This window comes from Mycobacterium heidelbergense, from assembly GCF_010730745.1.
In the GTDB taxonomy this organism is placed as follows: Bacteria; Actinomycetota; Actinomycetes; order Mycobacteriales; family Mycobacteriaceae; genus Mycobacterium; species Mycobacterium heidelbergense.
Map to the genome: position 1 here is coordinate 1,929,584 of NZ_AP022615.1, position 20,221 is coordinate 1,949,804.

Genomic DNA, 20,221 nt, shown 5'->3' on the forward strand with positions numbered 1-20,221 from the left:
ACAGCCGCTGACACCGAGACCACAGTAGTTGAATCGGCCGGCCGATCACACGGACACGAGGAGTCGCCACCATGACCACACGTCTGACCGACGGCTTCCAGCTCGTCGTGGATGCCCTCAAGGCCAACGACATCGACACCGTTTACGGGATCGTCGGCATCCCGATCACCGACCTCGCCCGCACCGCGCAGGCGTCGGGCATCCGCTACATCGGTTTCCGGCAGGAGGCCTCGGCCGGCAACGCGGCCGCCGCCGCGGGGTTCCTCACCCGGCGGCCCGGCGTGTGCCTGACGACGTCGGGGCCCGGGTTCCTCAACGCCCTGCCGGCGCTGGCCAACGCCACCGCCAACTGTTTCCCGATGATCCAGATCTCGGGTTCCAGCGACCGGGCGATGGTGGATCTGCAAAGGGGCGACTACCAGGACCTCGACCAGCTCAGCGCCGCAAAGCCTTTCGCGAAGGCGGCGTATCGGATCGGCCGGGTCGAGGACGTCGGGCGCGGCGTGGCCCGCGCCCTCCGCACCGCGATCTCCGGGCGGCCGGGCGGTGTTTACCTCGACATTCCCGGCGACGTCCTGGGCCAGGCCCTGGAGGCCTCGGCCGCCGCCGACACGATCTGGCGGGTGGTCGACCCCGCTCCCCGGCAGCTGCCGGCGCCCGAGGCGGTGGATCGCGCACTGGACGTGCTCAGGCAGGCGCGGCGACCGCTGATCGTGCTCGGCAAGGGCGCCGCCTACGCGCAGGCGGACGGCGCGATCCGGAAGTTCGTGGAGGACAGCGGGATTCCGTTCCTGCCGATGTCGATGGCCAAAGGGCTGCTGCCGGACTCGCACCCGCAGTCGGCCGCGGCCGCACGTTCGCTGGCGATCGCGCGCGCCGACGCGGTCTTGTTGATCGGTGCACGGCTGAATTGGCTGCTCGGCCATGGGGAATCGCCGCAGTGGTCCGCCGAGGCCAGGTTCGTGCAGGTCGACATCGCCGCGTCGGAATTCGACAGCAACCGTCCGATAGCGGCGCCGCTGGCCGGCGACATCGGCTCGGTGATGTCCGCGCTGTGTGACGCCGCGGCCGCGCATCCGATCGCCGTGCCCGTGGAATGGACCGCCGAGCTGGCCGATCGCCGGGCCCGCAACGACGCCACGATGCGTCAGCGCCTGACGGAAGATCCGCAGCCCATGCGGTTTTACAACGCGCTCGGCGCCATTCGCGCTGTGCTGCAGGAAAACCCGGGGGTCTATGTGGTCAACGAGGGGGCCAACGCGCTGGACCTGGCCCGCAACGTCATCGGCATGGAGTTGCCGCGGCACCGGCTCGACACGGGCACCTGGGGCGTGATGGGCATCGGCATGGGCTACGCGATCGCCGCCGCGGTCGAGACCGGCGATCCCGTGGTCGCGATCGAGGGTGACAGCGCATTCGGCTTCAGCGGCATGGAAATCGAGACCATCTGCCGCTACGGTCTGCCGGTGACCGTCGTCATCCTCAACAACGGCGGCGTCTACCGCGGCGACGAAGCGCCGACCGGGAAGGATCCGGCGCCGACCGTGCTGAACGCGCGGGCGCGTCACGAGCTCATCGCTCAGGCGTTTGGCGGCAAGGGATATCACGTCACCACACCGTCCGGGCTGCGGTCGGCCCTGGCCGAAGCCATCGCGTCCGACGGGCCGTCGATCATCGACTGCGAACTCGACCCGGCGGCCGGGGTGGAAAGCGGACATCTGGCGGGCCTCAACCCGACCAGCGCGGTCGCACGGAGACCAGCCCGCGACGAGATCGAACCCAACCGCTGATCGGATCGTTATCGGGGCGTGCAGCGAAGCTGTCATTGTTTGCTGAAGACCGCAATCAGTCGGCAGCCAGTAGAATACCGTTGTGTTGGTTGAACCATCTCGAAGGGTGAGCGCCATGCGTCGAGCGGTTCGTTATCTATTCGTTACGATGGCGATCGCCGGCATGGGCGCGTTGGGTAGCGGCACCCGCGGCCTGGCCGCCGTCCCGCTGCCCGAGCCAGTCCCCGGAGTTGCCTCGGTTTTGCCCGCTAACGGAGCGGTGGTGGGCGTGGCGCACCCGGTCGTCGTCACGTTCACCGCGCCGGTCACTGATCGCGCCGCCGTCGAGCGGTCCATTCGCGTCACGTCGCCGGGCGGCATGCCGGGACATTTCGAGTGGGTCGAGAACAACGTCGTGCAGTGGGTGCCGGACCGCTACTGGCCCGCCCACACCCATGTCTCGGTGGGCGTGCAGGCCCTGACGACGGGTTTTGACACGGGCGATCAGGTGGTGGGCGTTGCCAGCCTGTCCGGGCACACCTTCACCGTGAGCCGGGATGGGGAGGTGCTGCGCACGATGCCGGCGTCGATGGGCAAGCCCACCCGCCCGACGCCGATAGGCAACTTCACCGCCCTGGAAAAGGACCGCACCGTGGTGATGGACTCGCGCACCATCGGTATCCCGCTGAGCTCACCGGAGGGATACAAGATCACGGCTCAGTACGCGGTCCGGGTCACGTGGAGCGGTGTCTATGTGCACTCCGCCCCGTGGTCGGTGGATTCGCAGGGCCACGCCAACGTCAGCCACGGATGCATCAACCTGAGCCCCGACAACGCCGCCTGGTACTTCAACCAGGTGAACGTCGGCGACCCCATCCAGGTCGTCGCCTGACCGGCGGTGATTCGCCGCCCTCCCGCGCCGGGCCCGGAGTGTGACAACGCTCACAGCCCTTGAACGGAAGACTGGCCTCGGTCGGTGAGTTCTGCGTAGGCGAGTGGTTTGAGCGGGAGGGTGTCGGTGAGCGGTGCGGCGAAGCGCGAGAAGTGTGCCCCTCCAGGTTCGGGCCGCATCGACCGGTTGTACGCCGACGACGAGCGGTTCCGGAACGCCAGGCCGGATGTCTCGTTGCGGGAAGCGGCGCGTCAACCGGGTCTTCGGCTCCCCCAGATCCTGGAGACGTTCGTCGAGGGCTACGCGGATCGCCCCGCGCTGGGCTGGCGGGCACGCTCCCTGACGGCCGATCCCGCGACCGGCCGCACCACCGCTCGGCTGCTGCCGCGCTTCGACACCATCACCTACCGCGAACTGTGGGCCAACGTGCGTGCGATCGCCGGCGCGTGGCGGCACGATGCGGAAAACCCCGTGGCCCCGGGTGATTTCGTCGCGACCGTCGGTTTCGCGAGCGCCGACTACCTGACCCTCGATCTGGTCTGCGGCTATCTGGGCCTGGTGGCGGTGCCGCTGCAGCACAACGCCGCGGCCTCGCGGCTGCGGCCGATCATCGCCGAGGTCGAGCCGCGGGTGCTCGCGGCGGGCGCCGGATATCTCGACCTTGCCGTCGAAGCCGCGCTGGGCAGTACGTCGTTGCGGCGCTTGGTGGTTTTCGACTACGAGCCACGGGTCGACGACCAGCGGGAGAATCTCGAACGCGTGCGGGCGAAGCTGGCGGCCGCCGGCGTCGCGGTGACCATCGAAACGATCGACGGGGTGATCGAACGCGGTCGCGCGTTGCCGCCCGAGCCGATGTACGCCGGCGACACCGATCAGCGGCTGGCCATGATCATGTACACCTCCGGCAGCACCGGATTGCCCAAGGGCGCCATGTACACCGAGCGCATGGTCTCGAAGGTGTGGACCAACGACCTGATGCCCGACTACGCGGACACGCCAGTGTTCAACGTCAACTTCATGCCGCTGAATCACCTGGGCGGCCGCATACCGCTGTCGTCGTCGTTCCAGGCCGGCGGCACCAGTTATTTCGTTCCGGAAAGCGACCTTTCGACCCTCTTCGAGGATTGGAACCTGGTGCGCCCCACCGAGATGGGCCTGGTGCCACGGGTGGCGGAGATGCTGTACCAGCGCCACCAAAGCGCCGTCGACCGGCTGGTGGCCGACGGTGCCGATGCCGCCTCCGCCGCGGCGGACGCGCAAGCCGAGCTGCGCGAGCGGGTCCTCGGTGGCCGCGTCGTCACCGCTTTCTGTGGCACGGCCCCGCTGGCCGGCGAGATGAAGAGCTTCGTCGAGGCCTGCCTGGGCGTGCACGTGCTCGACGGGTACGGCTTGACCGAGGTCGGAATGGTGGCCAAGGACGGCCTGATCACCCGGCCTCCCGTTCTGGACTACAAGCTCGTCGACGTTCCCGAGCTGGGCTACTTCCTTACCGACAAGCCGTATCCCCGCGGCGAGCTGCTGGTGAAGTCGCTGACCGCCACCCCCGGATACTTCAAGCGCCCCGACGTCACCGCCGGCGCCTTCGATCCCGACGGCTACTACCGGACCGGTGACGTGATGGCCGAGCTCGGGCCGGATCGGCTGGCCTACGTCGATCGGCGCAACAACGTGTTGAAGCTGGCCCAGGGCGAGTTCGTCGCCGTCGCGCGGCTGGAAGCCGTGTTCTCCACCGCGGCCCTGATCCGCCAGATCTTCGTCTACGGCAACAGCGAACGCCCCTACCTGTTGGCCGTCATCGTCCCGACCGCCGACGCGCTGGACAGGTTCGCCGAGGACGCCGACGGGCTCAAGGCCGCCCTGAGCGAATCGCTGCGCCGCTCGGCCAAGCTCGCCGAGCTGCAGTCCTACGAGGTGCCGGTCGACTTTCTGGTCGAGTCCGAGCCGTTCAGCGAAGACAACGGCCTGCTGTCGGGGGTTGGAAAGTTGTTGCGGCCGAGGCTCAAAGAACACTACGGCCCTCGACTCGAGGAGTTGTATCGCGAGCTGGCCGCCAACCGCGCGGCCGAGCTGCGCGCGCTGCGCGACGGCGCGGCCAGCCGGCCCGTCATTGACACGCTGACGCGGGCCGCCGAGGCGCTGCTGGGCCTGGCCGGTGGGCCACCCCGACCGGATGCGCTTTTCCTCGAGCTCGGCGGTGATTCGCTGTCGGCGTTGACCTTTTCCAATCTGCTGCAGGACGTCTTCGACGTGGAGGTTCCGGTGGGCCGGATCATCGGCCCGGCGACCGACCTGCGCCGGATCGCGGAATACGTTGAGTCCGAACGTGGTTCCGGTGCGCGGCGGCCCACGTTCGGCACGGTGCACGGACGGGGCGCCGCCGAGGCGCGCGCCGCCGACCTCACGCTCGACAAGTTCATCGACGCACGGACCCTGGCCGAAGCCCCGGCGCTGCCGCGAGTCGCCGGCACGCCACGCACGGTTCTGCTGACCGGCGCCAACGGCTACCTCGGCCGCTTCCTGAGCCTGGAATGGCTCGAGCGGCTGGCCGAAACGGGCGGAAAGGTTGTCTGCATCGTGCGCGGCGCGGACGCCGGCGCGGCCGCCAACCGGCTAGAGGCCGTTTTCGACAGCGGCGATCGCCGGTTGCCGGAGCGGTTCCGCGCGTTGGCCGCCGAGCACCTCGAGGTCATCGCGGGCGACATCGGCGAGCCGAATCTTGGCCTGGATCAAGCGACTTGGGAAGGGCTGGCGCAAGGCGTGGACCTCATCGTCCACCCGGCGGCCCTGGTCAACCACGTGCTCCCCTACGAGCAGTTGTTCGGGCCCAACGTCGTTGGCACCGCCGAGTTGATCCGCCTGGCGATCACCGCGCGCATCAAACCGATCGCCTACATGTCGACCGTCGCGGTCGCGATGTCGGTCAAGCGGTTTGAAGAGGACGGCGATATCCGCATGGTCAGTCCGGTCCGGCCCATCGACGACAGCTACGCCAACGGGTACGCGAACAGCAAGTGGGCCGGCGAGGTGTTGCTCCGCGAGGCGCACGACCTGTGCGGCCTGCCGGTCACGGTTTTCCGGTCCGACATGATCCTCGCCCACAGCCGCTACGCGGGACAGCTGAACGTGCCGGATGCGTTCACCCGGTTGATCTTCAGCCTTCTGACGACCGGTATCGCACCCTGGTCCTTCTACGAACGTTCCGAAACCGGGAACCGGGCGCGCGCCCATTACGACGGCCTGCCGGCCGACTTCGTGGCCGAATCGGTCGCGGCGCTCGGCGCGCAGGCGGCGAGCGCCGAGGGTTCGGCGAGTTACCGGTCGTTCGACGTGATGAACCCGCACGACGACGGGATTTCCCTGGACGTGTTCGTCGACTGGTTGATCGACGCCGGCCACGACATCCGGCGCATCGACGATTACGACGAATGGCTGGGGCGCTTCGAGGCGGCCCTTCGGTCCTTGCCGGACAAGCAGCGTCAGCATTCGGTGCTTCCGCTGCTCGATGCCTACCGCAAGCCCGAGAGGCCGCTGCGCGGCGCGCCGGCACCCACGGACGTCTTCCGCGCGGCGGTGCAGGAAGCCAAGATCGGTGCGGACAAAGACATTCCGCACCTGTCGGCGGCCCTGATCGACAAGTACGTCTCGGACCTGCAGCTGTTGGGTCTGGCCCAGCCCGAGTGACACACGCCGCTGGCGCCGAGTCTGCGCTGGTGGCATCGAGCCTGCGTTCACGGCGGGCTTTTCGCGTTGGGAGCCGCCCTCACCGCAGTCTCGGCGCCCCGGCCAACAGCCCCCCGACGAACTCCCGGGCGCGACCGCTAGCGGGGCAACCCGTTCTTGATCGCGGCGTCCTGTTTGCGGCCGATATCCGTCGCCACGCCCGGATCGATCGGATCGTCAGGCGCGCCCTGGAATTCGAGGTTGACGAGCGCCTTGCCCTCGGTGAACAACAGCACCGTCACCGCCTGGGAATTGTCCGGCGAGTTGCCGGAAATCATCGCACCGTTGGAACCGACGTCGACCGACTGCCACGTGCCACTGACCTTGCCGCCATAGTTGGTCTTGGTGTTGTCGATGCCCGCCGCCGCCGTCGCGGGATCCGCGGCGATCAAGATCGTGTCCCCGATTCGGCGACTGTTGTCGGGGTTGACGAAAAGCTGCGCGACGCCGGCCGCGTTGTTGGGGTTCAGCACGGGTGGTTGGGGCGTGGTGAAATCTCCGCCGATGTCGCTGGGCTTGATCAGCAGCGAGCTGTAATCGGTGGGGTGTCCCGGCGACGGGCCGGTCACCGGGCTCGAACCGGTCGACGACGCGGCGGCACCGGGGGATGTCCCCGAAGGCGACGAGGTCTCGTGGTCTTCGTGATTACCGCCGCAGCCGGTGGTCACCGCGCCGACCGCAACGGCTACGACCGCGCAGCCCGCGCCGGTGATCCGAGCGAATTTCATGGGCGTTCCTCCCCGTCGATCCACCTCGGGTGAGCTGTCGACATCCAGCGGCTGGCCGCGGCGCCTGACGCTACTGCGAAATGGCCACCCGAACAAGGACCGCGCCGAGAAACGCGCCGGGCATCCCGGCCGGCTCGCGGCCTATGCTGGCGTGGGGGCAAGGAGAGCGAAATGACGGCTGCCGTGGCGCGTGCCGTGCGGTTCGACCGTTACGGGGACCGCGACGTGTTGTACGTGGCGGACGTGGAGATGCCGTCGCCCGGTCCGGGCGAGGTGGTGGTCGAGGTTCGCGCCGCTGGGATCAACCCCGGCGAGGCCGCCATCCGATCCGGGGCGATGCACGAGATGTTCCCCGCCACCTTTCCGTCGGGTGAGGGCAGCGACCTCGCGGGCGTCGTGACCGCCGTGGGACCCGGCGTGACAGAGTTCGCCGTCGGCGACGAGGTCCTGGGTTTCAGCTTCCGCCGCTCCAGCCATGCCACCCACACCGCCGTCCCGGTGGATCAACTGATCCGCAAACCTCCCCAATTATCTTGGGAGGCAGCCGGTTCGCTCTATGTGGTGGGGGTGACGGCGTACGCGGCCGTCCGCGCGGTCGCACCACAACCCGGCGAGACCGTCGCCGTTTCGGCGGCCGCGGGCGGCGTCGGCAGCCTTGTCGTGCAGCTGTTGGTCCTGCGCGAGGCGCGAGTGCTCGGCATCGCGGGGACCCCCAACGCCGACTGGCTCCGCGCGCACGGTGTCACCCCGATCGCCTATGGGGACGGTCTGGCGGCACGCCTGCGCGAGGCGGCGCCGAACGGGATCGACGCGTTCATCGACCTGTTCGGCCCCGACTATGTCCAGCTCGCGGTGGATCTCGGCGTGGCGCCGGAACGAATCGACACCATCATCTCGTTCCGGAAGGCGGGCGAGGTCGGCGCCAAGACCGAGGGCAGCGCCGAGGCGTCCACACCGGAGGTGCTCGCCGAAATGGCCGACCTGATCGCCAGCGGCGCCATCGAGTTCGACATCGCCGCGACCTATCCGCTCGACCGGGTCGCCGACGCCTTCGAGGAACTCGAGCGGCGCCACACCCACGGCAAGATCGTCCTGCTACCCACCGGCTCAGAATGAGGTGGCCGGCCCGACTATGCCGGTCTGAACGATCTTGACGATCACGAACGCGGCGGCCACGACCAGGTAGCCGCGCAGGGTGAACAGCCCCGCCCGGCGGATCGGCGACATGGTGGGCCGGGGAAGCAGGGCGAGGTTCGGGGTCTGCCAGTTCGCCCGGTCCTGTTGGCGGACGGCATGCCGTTCGGCGCGCGTGAGCAACGGGGCGTCGTCGAGTTCGTCGATCTCCTGCGGGTCGAACCCGCCTCCGAGCGTCCGCACGGTGGCCTCCGCGTCGCGCCGGTCGCGATACCGCCGGCCGGCGATGATCATGGTGGCCCCACCGACGATGCCGACGGCCGCGCCGACCGCGAGCCCGGCCTCGATCGTCCCGGTGGGCAGGCCGGGGAAGAAGGTGGTCGCGGTGAGCGCCAGCGACAGCAGCACCAGCGACCACACGATGGTCCAGGCAACGACGTTCTGCCGCACGGTGTTTACCCAGGGGCCGAGCACCGCGCGGTCGTTGCAGAGCAGGACCAAGAACACGGTCGCCGAGGGCAGCAGGACACCGGCGAGCGCCTGCACGCCCTGGGTCACCAGGCCGAGGATGTGGTCGGGGCTGAACGCGACCGCGGCCGACACCGCGAGGAGCAACGCATAACCACCGTAGAACAGCGGTGCCTCGCCGAGCTTCCAGTGCAGCGAGTGCCGCCTGCCCATCGCGTCACCGACCGCGTACGTGGTGGCCAACCCGATGGCGTTGGCCCCGATCAGCGACGCGTCCAGCAGGATGATCGCGAACAGCACCCCGACGGTGCCGCCCAGGTGCTTCGACAGGCCCGACGCGACCGCGCCGGCGTCGGTGAAGTTGCCGACGTCGGCGGTGCCGGCGAACCCGAACGCGGCCGCCGCCATCAAAGCCGTCGCACCGACCATCACCACGACGATGCCGATGATCAAATCGGCTCGCGCGTAAGACATCCAGCGCGCCGTGATGCGCTTGTCCACCACGTTGGACTGCTGGAAGAACAACTGCCACGGCGCCACCGTGGTACCCACGATCGCGACAACCAACAGCAGCACGGTGGAGTTGAGCCCACCCGGGAACTGCGGCATCAGTCCGCCGGCGGTTTCCCTCAGGGTGGGGTGCACCAGGAGCGCCATCGGAATGATCAACACGTTAACCGCGATCAGCAGGAACATCAGCGCTTCCCAGCGGCGAAACGATCCGCCCGCCACCACGGCGAACAACAACACGGCGGCGGCCGGGATCGCGACGGTCCTGGGCCAGCCGAAGAACCCGAGCGCCATTGACACACCGATGAATTCGGTGACGATCGTCAAGGCGTTGAGGATCAGCAGATCACCGACGCTGAAGGCGCCCCAGAACTTGCCGAACCGCTCGAAGATCAGCCGCGCGTGGCCGACCCGGGTGACCGCCCCCAGCCGCAGCACCATTTCCTGGTTCACGTACAGCACGGGGATCAGCATCGTCAGCGTCCACAGCAGGCCCATCCCGTAGTTCTGCCCGGCCTGCGCGTAGGTCGCGACGCCGCCGGCGTCGTTGTCGCCCACCATCACGATCAGCCCGGGACCGGTGATGACCATCAGCGTCCGCAGCCGGCGCCAGCGGCCACTGAAGTCGCCGTACGCGCCCGTGCCGTCACGGCGGATCCGGCCGAACGCGCCGACGATGTCGCCGGTGTGCGCGGCGTCGGGGGCGCCGGGGGGCCGGGTGGAGATCGAAGTCATCGGATTCTCGCTGTCTCAACGGGTTCGGGCTTGGAACGAATCACCGGCGGGTGTCCGCGCCGTCCGACGGATGCCCGCCGAGCGAGGCCGTGACCACCGCAACGGGCGTCCACGCGACGTACCGGTTGGCCCGTTCCTGCGGAGTCAGCCTGTACCGTGCGCACAACCTGGTCGCCAATAGCCGGCCGGCGCGCAGCATCGACGCACCGGAAAAGCGGTGGGTAACAACAAAAGCCATGATCGTCTCCCGTCGGAGGTCCGATCGACTCGCGGCATTCGGTGCGCACGCCTCGCGCGGCACCCGGGGGCCCGCGTACGGCGTTCAACGCGCAGGTCGGCGGGCGCCCGAGAAAGCTCAGGCGGTAAAAAGAGTGCCGGAACCGGATCGGGACAAGATGGATTTCGGATAGGGACTGTCGCCGGGACTCATCTCGCCCTCACCTCCTCACGGCCGGGGCACGCGCGGGTGCCGTCACATTCACCTGAACGGAAGAGGCACGAATGACCGGCGGCGGACCGCCGATCGCACCCCTCTCGTCGGAGCTTCGGCACTGCACGGCGTATCCGGAACTAACCGACGGTCGCGACCCGCTTCGCCCGGCTGCGCCGCGCTTGCGATCGCTCCTCGTTCCGGAAGCCACTTGGGCTCAACCCTTGGGTCCGGGAAGAGCTGTCCTGACCCGGGGCGTCTCTCGACGTTCGGGGTCAGTGGCCTGTATCCGTGCAGACGCCTCACCTACCGAGGTGCTTGCGAAACCATAGTTGCATTGGGGCCCGGGGCTCGTCAAACCCCCGGCGGCCCGCTCGCGCCGGAAGCCTACGCTCGAGGGCATGGCCAATACCCTGCAGGACCCCAAAGTCGCGGCGGCGCTCGACCGGATGTACGCCGAGGCGAAGAACCAGATGCCGCGATTACGCGAGAGGCACGGCGATTTCGAACGGCCGATGAGCGCGCGGGAGCGCGCCGACGCGATGAGCGAGTTCTACATCCCGGTGACGCCCGAAGCCGGCCGCCTGCTGTACGCGCTGGTGCGGGCGACCCGTCCGGCGACGATCGTCGAATTCGGCATGTCTTTCGGCATCTCCGCCGTCCATCTGGCGTCGGCGGTGCGCGACAACGGCGGCGGCCGGGTGGTGACCACCGAGCTCAACGCCACCAAGGTCGCCGCCGCGAAAAGGACGTTCACCGACACCGGTTTGGATGACCTGATCACCATTCTCGAGGGAGACGCGCTGATCACGCTGGCGGAGCTCGACGGCCCCGTCGATTTCGTCCTGCTCGACGGCTGGAAGGATCTCTATCTGCCGGTGATCAAGCTGCTCGAACCGCGCTTCAAGGCAGGCGTGTTGGTCGTCGCCGACAACGCCAGCGCCGCGGACACCCAGCCGTATCTCGACCGGGTGCGCAACCCCGACAACGGCTACGTGAGCTTCAACTTCCACGTCCGAGACAGCGACAGCATGGAAATCAGCTGCCGCACAGGCGACTGAAGGCTATCTCAGGGACTCCTCGAGCCACGGTGTCAGCCACCTCACCCCTTCCGGGGTGAGGTGGACGCCGTCGCTGCGCACCTTGATGCCGTCGACCTTGACGGTGTAAACGCCGTCCGGGCATAGCTTTTTGTTCAGGTCCAGGATCGCGACATTCGGGTGCTGGGCAACCGTCTTGCGCAACATGGTGTTCCAGAGGTTGACCCGATCGGGTTGGTCCTCCGGATACAGGCGACCGTCCGGCTTCTCCCCGCCCCGGCTGTAGGGCACGGTGGCCACCACCACCCGAACGCCGGTGGAGCCCAAGATGTTCAGCGCTCGCTGCAACTCCCCGTTCAGGTACGCGTCGAAGGTCGGATCGCCGATATGGGTCCACTGGCCCTCGTTGACGCGATCGACGGTCTCCCACCGCCCGATGACCAGCAGCGCGACGTCCGGGCGGTCCTGGCCGACCTGCGTCGACCATCTGATCGGCCAACCGTCGCATTCCGGTCTCTGCTCGAGGGTTTGGCCGATATACCGATACGGCGTGCCGCGCACCAGGCTGCACCCGATGACCGTGTGGTCCAGGAACGCGAATCCGGGCGTCGGCGGCAGGTAGTGCATCCAGGTCCACCCGATCGAATCCCCGAACACCGAAACGGTAAAGGGCCGGTTGGGATCGCGAGGTCCCGAATGGCTCCCGGCCGGCGGCGACGGGGAGACCGCGGCGACCGCCGAGACACCCGGGGGCAGGCCGGGCTCGCGCAAGCCGGGCCCGGTTCCCACCGGAACCACCAGCAATGTCACGGCGGCCGCGCTGGCCACGGTGGCCGCCGCCAGCGGCAGCAACGGCACCCGCGCCGGCCGCCAGCGCCGGATGGGTTGCTCGATCAGCCACCACGAGGCGGCGGCCACCGCCACCGTGGCGCCGCACCGGGCGGCGAACAGCGGCAGCCCGGACCATCCGGTGCGTTCGCCGTTGAGGGCCAGGAAGATCGGCCAGTGCCACAGGTAGATGCCGTAGGAAATGGTGCCCAGCCACACCAACGGGGGCAGGGCCAGGACGCGGGCGACCGCCCCGCGCTGCTCCATCGCCACGGGCGCGATCACGACGACGGACGCGATCGCGACGCCGATCAGCAGGCCGTGGCGGAACTCGCGCGCACCGCCCGTCGCGTAGTGGGTCGCCGCCGCCAGCCCCGCCAGGCCGAGGAGCGGCAGGACGCGGGCGGCCCGCCGTCCCCAGCGGCTCCCGATCATGCACCAGCCGCGGTTCAGCGACGGCCAATCCCGCACCAGCAGGGCCGCCGCCGCGGCGCCGGTCAACAGCGCCTGCGCCCGGGTGTCGGTGCCGAAATAGATCCGGTCCCGCGTGGTGTCGGAGGCGAGAACCATCGCGGCGACGGCGGAGGCCAGCGCGCCCACGGTGGCGATCACAAACGTGGCGAACCGCACCCCGCCCACGGTGGCCCGCCCGAAGTAGCGCCTGGCCCGTGCGGCCAACAGCAGGGTCACCGCGATCAGCAGCACCGGCCAGACGAAGTAGTACTGTTCCTCCACCCCGAGCGACCAGGTGTGCTGCAGCGGCGACGGTGGCGCGCCCTGGGTGAAATAGTCGGTCTTTTGGGCCACGAACCGCCAGTTCGCCACCCACAGGAACGCCGCGATCGCGTCGTTCCGTAGCCCGGTGAGGGCCTGGCTGGGAAGGAGTTCCCGCGCGGCGGCCACGGTGAGCACCATCAACACCAGCGCGGGCAGCAGCCGTCGCGCCCGCCGGATCCAAAAGCCGGTCAGCTCAATGCGACCGGTGCGCCGCAGCTCGTCCAGCAGGAGCGAGGTGATCAGGAAGCCGCTGAGCACGAAGAAGACATCGACGCCGATGAAGCCGCCGCCCACGCCGGGGATGCCGCCATGCCCGACGAGCACCAGCGCAACCGCCACCGCGCGAAGCCCGTCCAGCGCCGGGATGCCGCCGCGGCGCTCCGGTTGGTCCCAAATCGCCAGCCGGCCGGCGCGGCGCACCGGTGCGACCCATCGGGGCCGTCGAGCCGAACGTGCCGGTGCGGGGTGTGTCCCGCCCGGCTCAGTGCTCGCTGTTAGCGCGCCCTGACCACCATGTCGCCCGGCGCCGTGGTTGCTGCCGATACGTCGCTGCCCCTCCTCTTGATCGAAGCAAGCTTAGAGGCGGCGCGCCCGGATGCGGGCGAAGACACGCGAAGACCCACAACGGTTTTCCCCTGGCGAGGGGGTTCCGGTTCCGGGCGCTATGCCGATCCGGCCGGGTTGGCGTCGGCGGGGGTCAGGCCCAGTTCGTCGAGCACCCCTGCGGTGTCGGCGCCCAGCTCCGGGGCGGGACCGGCGACGCGGCCCGGTGTCCGGGAGAACCAGGTCGGCACGCCCGGGAACCGCACCGGGCCGTGGGGGGTGTCCACCGTCTCGAAAAAGCCGACGGCGTTCAGATGATCGTCGTCGAACAGCGTCGCCGGGCTGGACAGCGAGGCGGCGGGTATCTCCAGTTCGCGGAACAGGTCGAGCCATTCCCGGGTCGTTCGCTGCGCCAGCGTCTCGGCCAGCAGCGCGTACACCGCGTCTATCCGGCGCGCCCGCCGCTCGAGCGTGGCGTACAGGTCGCTGGCCCACGGGGGCCGCACGGCGTCCATGAACGCGGCCCAATGCTTGTCGTTGTAGATCAGCGCGGCGACGTAGCCATCGCTGGTGCGGTACGGCCGACGGTTGGGGGCCACGGTGCGCGGGTACACCGCGGGGCCCAGCGGCGGATCGAACATGGCGCCGTTGGCGTGTTCGACCAGCATGAACGAGGCCATCGTCTCGAACATGCCGACCTCCACCTCCTGGCCTTCGCCGGTGCGCTCGCGGTGGAACAACGCCATCATGGTGGCGTAGAGCGCGGTGAGGCCGGCGACCTTGTCGGCCAGTATCGTCCCCACGTACTGGGGCTCGCCGGTCAGCTGTTCCTGCACGTACGGCAGCCCGCAGGCGGCCTGGATGGTGTCGTCGTAGGCGGGCAGGTCGCCGTTTGGTCCGCGCCGGCTATACCCGTAGCAGTTGGTGTAGACGACGGCGGGGTTGATCGCCGCCACCTCGTCGTAGCCGAATCCAAGCCGCGCCACCGCCTTCGCCCGCATCGAGTGGATGAAGACGTCGGCCTCTTCGATCAGCGCCCGCAGCGCGGACTTGCCCGGCTCGGATTGTAGGTCGAGGACGATGCCGCGCTTGCCGCGGTTGACGTTGACGAAGACGCCGCCCATGCCCCGGACCGGCCCGACCGAGATGTACCGGGTGTCATCGCCCTGCGGGGGCTCGACCTTGATCACGTCGGCGCCCATGTCCGCCATGATCTGGGTGCAGTACGGTCCCATCACCATCGCGGTGAGGTCGACGACGCGCACGCCGGCCAGAGGGCCCGGGCTAGCCATGGTGTGCGCCCTCCCGGCTTGCGGCGATCTCGAAGCTGTAGCGGACGTGGTCCGCATGACCGTCGGGGACGACGGGAAAGATCAGCGGCGCAGCGGAATAGCGAATGGCGTCGATCTGCTCCGCCACGTCCTCGATGGACCACGACGGGCGGTGCACGCCGGGCGTTTCGGCGACCGCGACCCGGGCCACCCGGCCGGCAATGGCGATCAGCATCTCGCCGGTCACCGGGCAGGCCTCGTGGGCCAGCAGGCCGACGACGGGCGCCACCAGCTCGGCACCCATCGGGGGATACGCCGAAATGTCCAGGCCCTCAGCCATTCTCGTCACCGCCGACGGGACGATGACGTTGCAGAGCACGCCGTCCGCGGCGCCTTCGAGCGCGACGACGTTGGACAGGCCCATCAGGCCCGCCTTGGCGGCGGCGTAGCCTGCGACACCATGGTTGCCGTACAGGCCGCCGATCGACGAGGTCAACACGACGCGGCCGTAGTGCGCGTCGCACATGAGCGGGAACGCGGGGCGCACCACGTGGAAGGCGCCCCGCAGGTGGACGTCGACGACGGTGTCGAAGTCCTGGTAGCTCATCTCCCGCAAGGATCCGCGCCGCACGTTGCCGGCGTTGTGGATGAGGATGTCGATCCGCCCGTAGCGATCCAGCGCCGCACCGATGATGGCCTGGCCGCCCTCGGGTGTCGCGACCGACTCGACGCAGGCGACCGCGTCGCCGCCCGCCGCCCTGATCTCGGCCGCCACTCGTTGCGCGGGAGCGGGATCCGTGCCGGCCCCGGTGAGGGCGCCGCCGGTGTCGTTGACGACCACCTTGGCGCCGCGGGAGGCCAACAGCAGCGCGTACTCGCGTCCCAGCCCGCGCCCGGCGCCGGTGACCACGGCCACCCGGTCGTCGAATCTCAGTTCGGCCATCACGATCCCAGCACCAGGCCATCCAGGTCGCCCTCGTCGCGCCACTCGGCCAGCAGCTCGCCGAAGGCGTAGAAGCCCGGACCGTACGGCTCACCCAGGTGGGAGCGGATGCCCTCCCCTTCGGGGGCCCCGGCACCGCCGCCCTCGTTGTTGTAATAGCCTGGCGTGCACTCCAAGTCGAACGCGCTGTTGTCGATCGCGGTTTCGCGGATCGCCGCGCACCATTCGTCTTGGGCCGCCCGGGTGGGCTCGACGGTCGCCGCGCCGCGGGCCAGGGCTTCGGAGATGATGTAGGCGATGTGCTCGCCCTGCAGCTCGTAGTTGGCGGCGATGTTCGCGGAGATGCCGACCTGGGTGAAACCGGTGAAGAACTGGTTGGGGAACCCGCGGCTGGTCATCCCGTGAAAAGTCTTGTACCCGTTGCGCCAGTGGTCGAACAGCGACTGGCCGTCCCGGCCCTCGATCGTGTCGATCGAGTAGCGGCGGCTGATCTCGGTGGTGATCTCGAACCCGCTGGCGTAGATGATGCAGTCGAGCTCGTACTCGATGCCGTTGGCGACCAAGCCGTTTGCCGTCGCCCGCTCCACGCCCTTCGTCGACGACACGTCGACCAGCGTCACGTTGGGGCGGTTGAAGGCCTGCAGGTAGTCGTCGTTGGTGCAGGGGCGCTTGCACAGGAATCGGTAGTAGGGCTTGAGCGCCTCGGCGGTCTCGGGGTCCTCGACGATGCCTTCGACCCGGCGGCGCAGGCGCTCCATGACCTTGTAATCCTCTTCCTCGCGGATGGCCATGAACTGTTCCGGGGTCATCGACGCCGGATCGTCCAAGGCCAGGACCCGCGCGGCGGTGTTGCGGCCGAGTTCGGTCCAGAAGTCGCAGACGTAGTCGGGCTGGCCCAGCGCCATTCCCTCGAACGTCCAGGCGTGGAAGTTGCGCTGCCGCTCCTTCTGCCAGCCCGGCCGCAGCGATTTCACCCACTCGGGATCGGTCGCCACGTTGTTGCGGGCACCGACCGAGGAGGGGGTGCGCTGAAAGACATAGAGGTGCTGGGCATACCGGCCCAGAAAGGGAACGATCTGCACGGCGGTCGCGCCCGTGCCCACGACGGCGACGCGCTTGTCGGCGAGCTTGTCCAGCCCGCCGGAAACGTCCCCGCCGGTGTAGCCGTAGTCCCAGCGCGACGAGTGAAAGCTGTGCCCCCTGAACTCCTTGATCCCGGGAATCCCCGGCAGCTTCGGCCGATGGAAGGGCCCGGACGCCATCACCACGAAGCGGGCCCGGATGTCGTCGCCGCGGTCGGTGCCGACCCGCCAGCGCTTGGCGGCCTCGTCCCAGTGCAGCTCGCGGACCTGCGTGGAAAAGATCGCGGAATCGTAGAGGCCGTAATGCTTTCCGATGCGCCGGCAATGGTCGTAGATCTCGGCGCCGTCGGCGAACTTCTTCGACGGAACGAAGTTCAGCTCTTCGAGCAGCGGGACGTAGCAGTAGGATTCGTTGTCGCACTGGATGCCCGGGTAGCGGTTCCAATACCAGACGCCGCCGAAGTCGCCGCCCAGCTCGATGATGCGGACGTCCTCGACTCCCGCCTTCTTCAGGTACGCCCCGCACAGCAGGCCCCCGAAGCCACCGCCGAGCACGGCGACGTCGATGTCCGCCGAGATCGGGTCGCGGACCAACGGCGGCGAGTGCGGGTCGGTCTCGTAGTATCCGGCGAAGTCGTCGACGAGTTCGACGTACTGTTTGGACCCTTCCGGGCGCAGCCGCCTGTCGCGCTCCCGGCGGTACTTTTCGCGCAGCGCCTCGAGATCGATATCGTCCGGCGTCGGCGTCGGCGGGCACTCCGGGTTCGTCATGCCAGCGCGTTTTCCGGGAGCGCCGCGGGGTGCAGGGGCGCGTCCATCTCGTGCACGGCGGGCAGCACCTCCTTGGCGAACAGCTCCGTGCTCGCCGCCGCCTCGTCGTAGGGCATGGTGCCGAATTGCGGGACGATCGTCAGCTCGGAGAACGAGCAGGCCTTCTGGGCGGCGGCGATCCGCCCGAAGATTTCCTCGGGCGTCCCGATCAGCAGGTTGGAGGCGTGGTAGCCCGGGGTCTTGGACGGACCCTTCGCATCGCCGGTGACCGACGAGGCCAGGACGGCGGTCGCGCTGGCCTCCCGGGCCGCATAGGCCTCGTAACCCTTGACGCCCTTGAAGTTCGACGCGTCGGCGAATCCGTAATGCACGGTGACGTCCCGATTGGCGGTCCAGATCCATTCCTCGGATTTGGCGGGGTCCCCGGCGGTGCAGTACATGAACATCACGTTCTTCGGTTGGCAGGGCGGCAGGCCTTCCTCCTTGCGGAAGGTGTTCACCCGCTGCACTTCTCGTCCCGCGTCCTCGATCGGCTTGTTGCCCACGAACAGCGGGACCATCCCGCGCCGCGCCAGGATCTCCAAAGACTCGGCGGTCGACGACGAGCTGTAGACGCGCGAGAACAGGTCGCGGCTCCGGGGTTCCGGGCGCAGCGACATCTCGGGCACCGTGAAGATCTCGCCCTCGTAGGAGAACCGCTCCCCGGACAGCGCCAACTGCAGGATGTCGAGGGTCTCGTTGAAACGCTGCCTGCTTTCCTCGCGGGGCACGCCGACCGCGTCGAACTCCCCCTTCGAGACCCCGCGGCCGATCCCGATCGTCGTGTATCGCCCGTCGGAAAGGATGTCGAGGTAGGCGATCTGGTGCGCCAGCCGGACGGGATGCCACCACGGCGCGACGACCACGAAGGTGCCCAGGCTGACGCGTTCGGTCCGCCCGGCGAAATAGCTCAGCGCCTGAATCGGGTTGGGCGTCATGCCATACGGGGTCCCGCAGTGCTCCGGCATCCAGATGCCGTCGAACCCGAGCGGTTCGGCCAGATCGGCGATCGCGAGCGTGGCCCGCACGCAGTCGGCGTCCGGGGTCGCGGGCGGGCGGCTGAAGTCCCCGGCCAGCACGCGTTCCCAGTCGTGGGAGTTGTGCGATCCGAACCCGAGATTGACTTTCATCGCTTTATCTCCGTTGCTAATGGTCGAGGCGCCCCGGTCCCCATGTACCTGGCGAGGTTGCTGTGCAGGTTTGCGGTGGCGCGCTCCATGTAGGGGTTGGGCCGAGGACCGGAGAAGCCCAGCGACTTCATGCCCTGCTGGACGGCGGCCATGTTGGAAAAGTCCTGCGGCAGCACGCTGCGCCAGCCCGGGTCGTCCGGCGGCGCGTGCACCCATTCGGTGTGCGGCTCTTCGCCTTTGGGATACAGCTCATAGCACGCGGCCTCGAAGATGCACATGTCGGGGTCGTAGCCGTGGGGCCGCGCGGCGTAGCACAGCGCGGTGGTCAGGCCCTGGCCGATCTGGAAGTTCGGAAAGATCTGCCATGCCGTGCCGCTCTTCGCCAGATGCTCGGGGTCGATGGTCGGCCAGATCACGCCGCGCGCGGCGTCGTCGCGCCGCGCCGAGGACAGCCAGTGCTCGAGCACCCGGCCGGCCGGCGCGTCCTCGGGTAGCTCGTCGACCAGCCGCCGCGCCGCGTTCACCAGCGTCTGCGTGGTGGTGGCGTTGGTTTCCTCCAACGTGTAGGTCTGCATCTCGGCCGTCGAGACGCGCGGGTCGTCCCCGGTGCCGAGCCGGATCTTCGATTGCGTCTCTTCGAGATCCGGGGGCGCGTCGTAACCGATGTTGCTGTGCTTGCCGTGTGCCATGGCCCAGCCGCGGAAGTTGCCGAACTTGTTGAACTGCGGGTGCGTGGTGGCGACGTGGTAGGTCTCGTTGAACGCCTCCATGGCGACCTTCCAATTGCACGAGAAGTGCAGCCACTTGCGCCATTTGCAGCGCATGTCCTGTAGGCGGAACGGATCGAGCATGGTGGCGGCGGGCTCGAGGTAGTCGCGCAACGGCTCACACGCCGGGTCCATGTTGATCCAGACCCAGCCGCCCCAGGTGTCGACGCTGACCGTCGCCAGATGGGTGTTCTCCGGTGTCAGGGCGCCCCGCCAGTCGTCCTTCTCGGGCGCGTGGATGCAGGTGCCGTCCCGGTCGTAGGTCCAGCCGTGAAAGCCGCACACGAACGACTTCCGCTGGCCGCAAGCGCTTTTGGCGCCCTCCGGGACGTCCACCAGGCGACGGCCACGGTGCATGCACACGTTGTGGTGAGCCTTGAAACTGTCCGGACCCGTCCGCACCACGATGACGGAATCGTCGAGGATGTCGTAGGTGAGGTAGCTGCCCACCCTGGGAAGATCCTCGACGCGGCCGGCTTGCTGCCAGACCTTGCGCCACAACCTGTCGCGCTCGGCGCGGGCGTAGTCCTCGGAGACATACGCTTCCACCGGGATGGCGACCGGCCCGGTCAGCGCAACGTCGCCTTCGGCGGCGCGCGCGCCGTTATTGCCGCTGTCGGTCATCGCGTTCCTCGCTTTCTCCC

General features: G+C 68.7%; 14 protein-coding genes and 1 riboswitch. Of the genes, 5 read left to right on the plus strand and 9 right to left on the minus strand.

Going from position 1 to position 20,221, the window contains the following annotated elements:
- Positions 1-71 precede the first annotated feature (71 nt).
- From oxc to car, 3 genes are all read left to right on the plus strand, one after another.
- Entirely contained in the window at positions 72-1,790 is a 1,719-nt protein-coding gene (gene oxc / locus G6N25_RS09125) for an oxalyl-CoA decarboxylase (RefSeq protein WP_083072946.1), read from the plus strand.
- A gap of 115 nt (positions 1,791-1,905) precedes the next feature.
- Entirely contained in the window at positions 1,906-2,661 is a 756-nt protein-coding gene (locus tag G6N25_RS09130) for a L,D-transpeptidase (RefSeq protein ID WP_083072947.1), read from the plus strand.
- A gap of 126 nt (positions 2,662-2,787) precedes the next feature.
- A complete protein-coding gene (car, locus tag G6N25_RS09135) occupies positions 2,788-6,342 on the plus strand; it encodes a carboxylic acid reductase (protein WP_372506774.1) in 3,555 nt (1,184 codons plus the stop codon).
- Between the two features lie 137 nt (positions 6,343-6,479).
- Here car and G6N25_RS09140 read toward each other — a convergent pair whose 3' ends face one another.
- Positions 6,480-7,109: a hypothetical protein gene (locus G6N25_RS09140; protein ID WP_083072949.1), complete on the minus strand. Its 630-nt coding sequence runs from the start codon at positions 7,107-7,109 to the stop codon at positions 6,480-6,482.
- A gap of 171 nt (positions 7,110-7,280) precedes the next feature.
- Here G6N25_RS09140 and G6N25_RS09145 point away from each other — a divergent pair, with 171 nt between their 5' ends.
- A complete protein-coding gene (locus G6N25_RS09145; RefSeq protein WP_083072950.1) occupies positions 7,281-8,225 on the plus strand; it encodes an NADP-dependent oxidoreductase in 945 nt (314 codons plus the stop codon).
- Here the strand turns inward: G6N25_RS09145 and G6N25_RS09150 are convergent.
- Both G6N25_RS09150 and G6N25_RS09155 read right to left on the minus strand, forming a co-directional pair.
- Positions 8,217-9,956 (minus strand): NRAMP family divalent metal transporter, encoded by a 1,740-nt coding sequence (locus G6N25_RS09150; RefSeq protein WP_083072951.1) that lies wholly within the window; start codon positions 9,954-9,956, stop codon positions 8,217-8,219. The genes G6N25_RS09145 and G6N25_RS09150 overlap by 9 nt on opposite strands.
- Positions 9,957-9,996: 40 nt before the next feature.
- Positions 9,997-10,194 carry a hypothetical protein gene (locus tag G6N25_RS09155; RefSeq protein ID WP_142272507.1) on the minus strand — a complete coding sequence of 66 codons (198 nt, stop codon included), beginning with the start codon at positions 10,192-10,194 and terminating at the stop codon, positions 9,997-9,999.
- 284 nt (positions 10,195-10,478) lie between these two features.
- Positions 10,479-10,707: riboswitch (M-box (ykoK) riboswitch) on the minus strand.
- 80 nt (positions 10,708-10,787) lie between these two features.
- Between G6N25_RS09155 and G6N25_RS09160 the strand changes: the two genes are divergently transcribed.
- Entirely contained in the window at positions 10,788-11,447 is a 660-nt protein-coding gene (locus G6N25_RS09160) for an O-methyltransferase (RefSeq protein ID WP_083072952.1), read from the plus strand.
- Between the two features lie 3 nt (positions 11,448-11,450).
- Here G6N25_RS09160 and G6N25_RS09165 read toward each other — a convergent pair whose 3' ends face one another.
- From G6N25_RS09165 to G6N25_RS09190, 6 genes are all read right to left on the minus strand, one after another.
- Positions 11,451-13,451 (minus strand): acyltransferase family protein, encoded by a 2,001-nt coding sequence (locus G6N25_RS09165; RefSeq protein WP_083072953.1) that lies wholly within the window; start codon positions 13,449-13,451, stop codon positions 11,451-11,453.
- A gap of 242 nt (positions 13,452-13,693) precedes the next feature.
- Positions 13,694-14,866, minus strand: coding sequence for a CaiB/BaiF CoA transferase family protein (locus G6N25_RS09170; RefSeq protein ID WP_083072954.1), 1,173 nt, complete (start codon positions 14,864-14,866; stop codon positions 13,694-13,696).
- A complete protein-coding gene (locus G6N25_RS09175; RefSeq protein WP_083072955.1) occupies positions 14,859-15,788 on the minus strand; it encodes an SDR family NAD(P)-dependent oxidoreductase in 930 nt (309 codons plus the stop codon). The genes G6N25_RS09170 and G6N25_RS09175 overlap by 8 nt, the downstream gene beginning before the upstream one ends.
- Entirely contained in the window at positions 15,788-17,641 is a 1,854-nt protein-coding gene (locus tag G6N25_RS09180) for a flavin-containing monooxygenase (protein WP_083072956.1), read from the minus strand. The genes G6N25_RS09175 and G6N25_RS09180 overlap by 1 nt, the downstream gene beginning before the upstream one ends.
- Entirely contained in the window at positions 17,638-18,810 is a 1,173-nt protein-coding gene (locus G6N25_RS09185; RefSeq protein WP_083072957.1) for an LLM class flavin-dependent oxidoreductase, read from the minus strand. The genes G6N25_RS09180 and G6N25_RS09185 overlap by 4 nt, the downstream gene beginning before the upstream one ends.
- Positions 18,807-20,201, minus strand: coding sequence for an aromatic ring-hydroxylating oxygenase subunit alpha (locus G6N25_RS09190; RefSeq protein ID WP_083072958.1), 1,395 nt, complete (start codon positions 20,199-20,201; stop codon positions 18,807-18,809). Before G6N25_RS09190 ends, G6N25_RS09185 begins: the two co-directional genes overlap by 4 nt.
- Between the last annotated feature and the right edge of the window lie 20 nt (positions 20,202-20,221).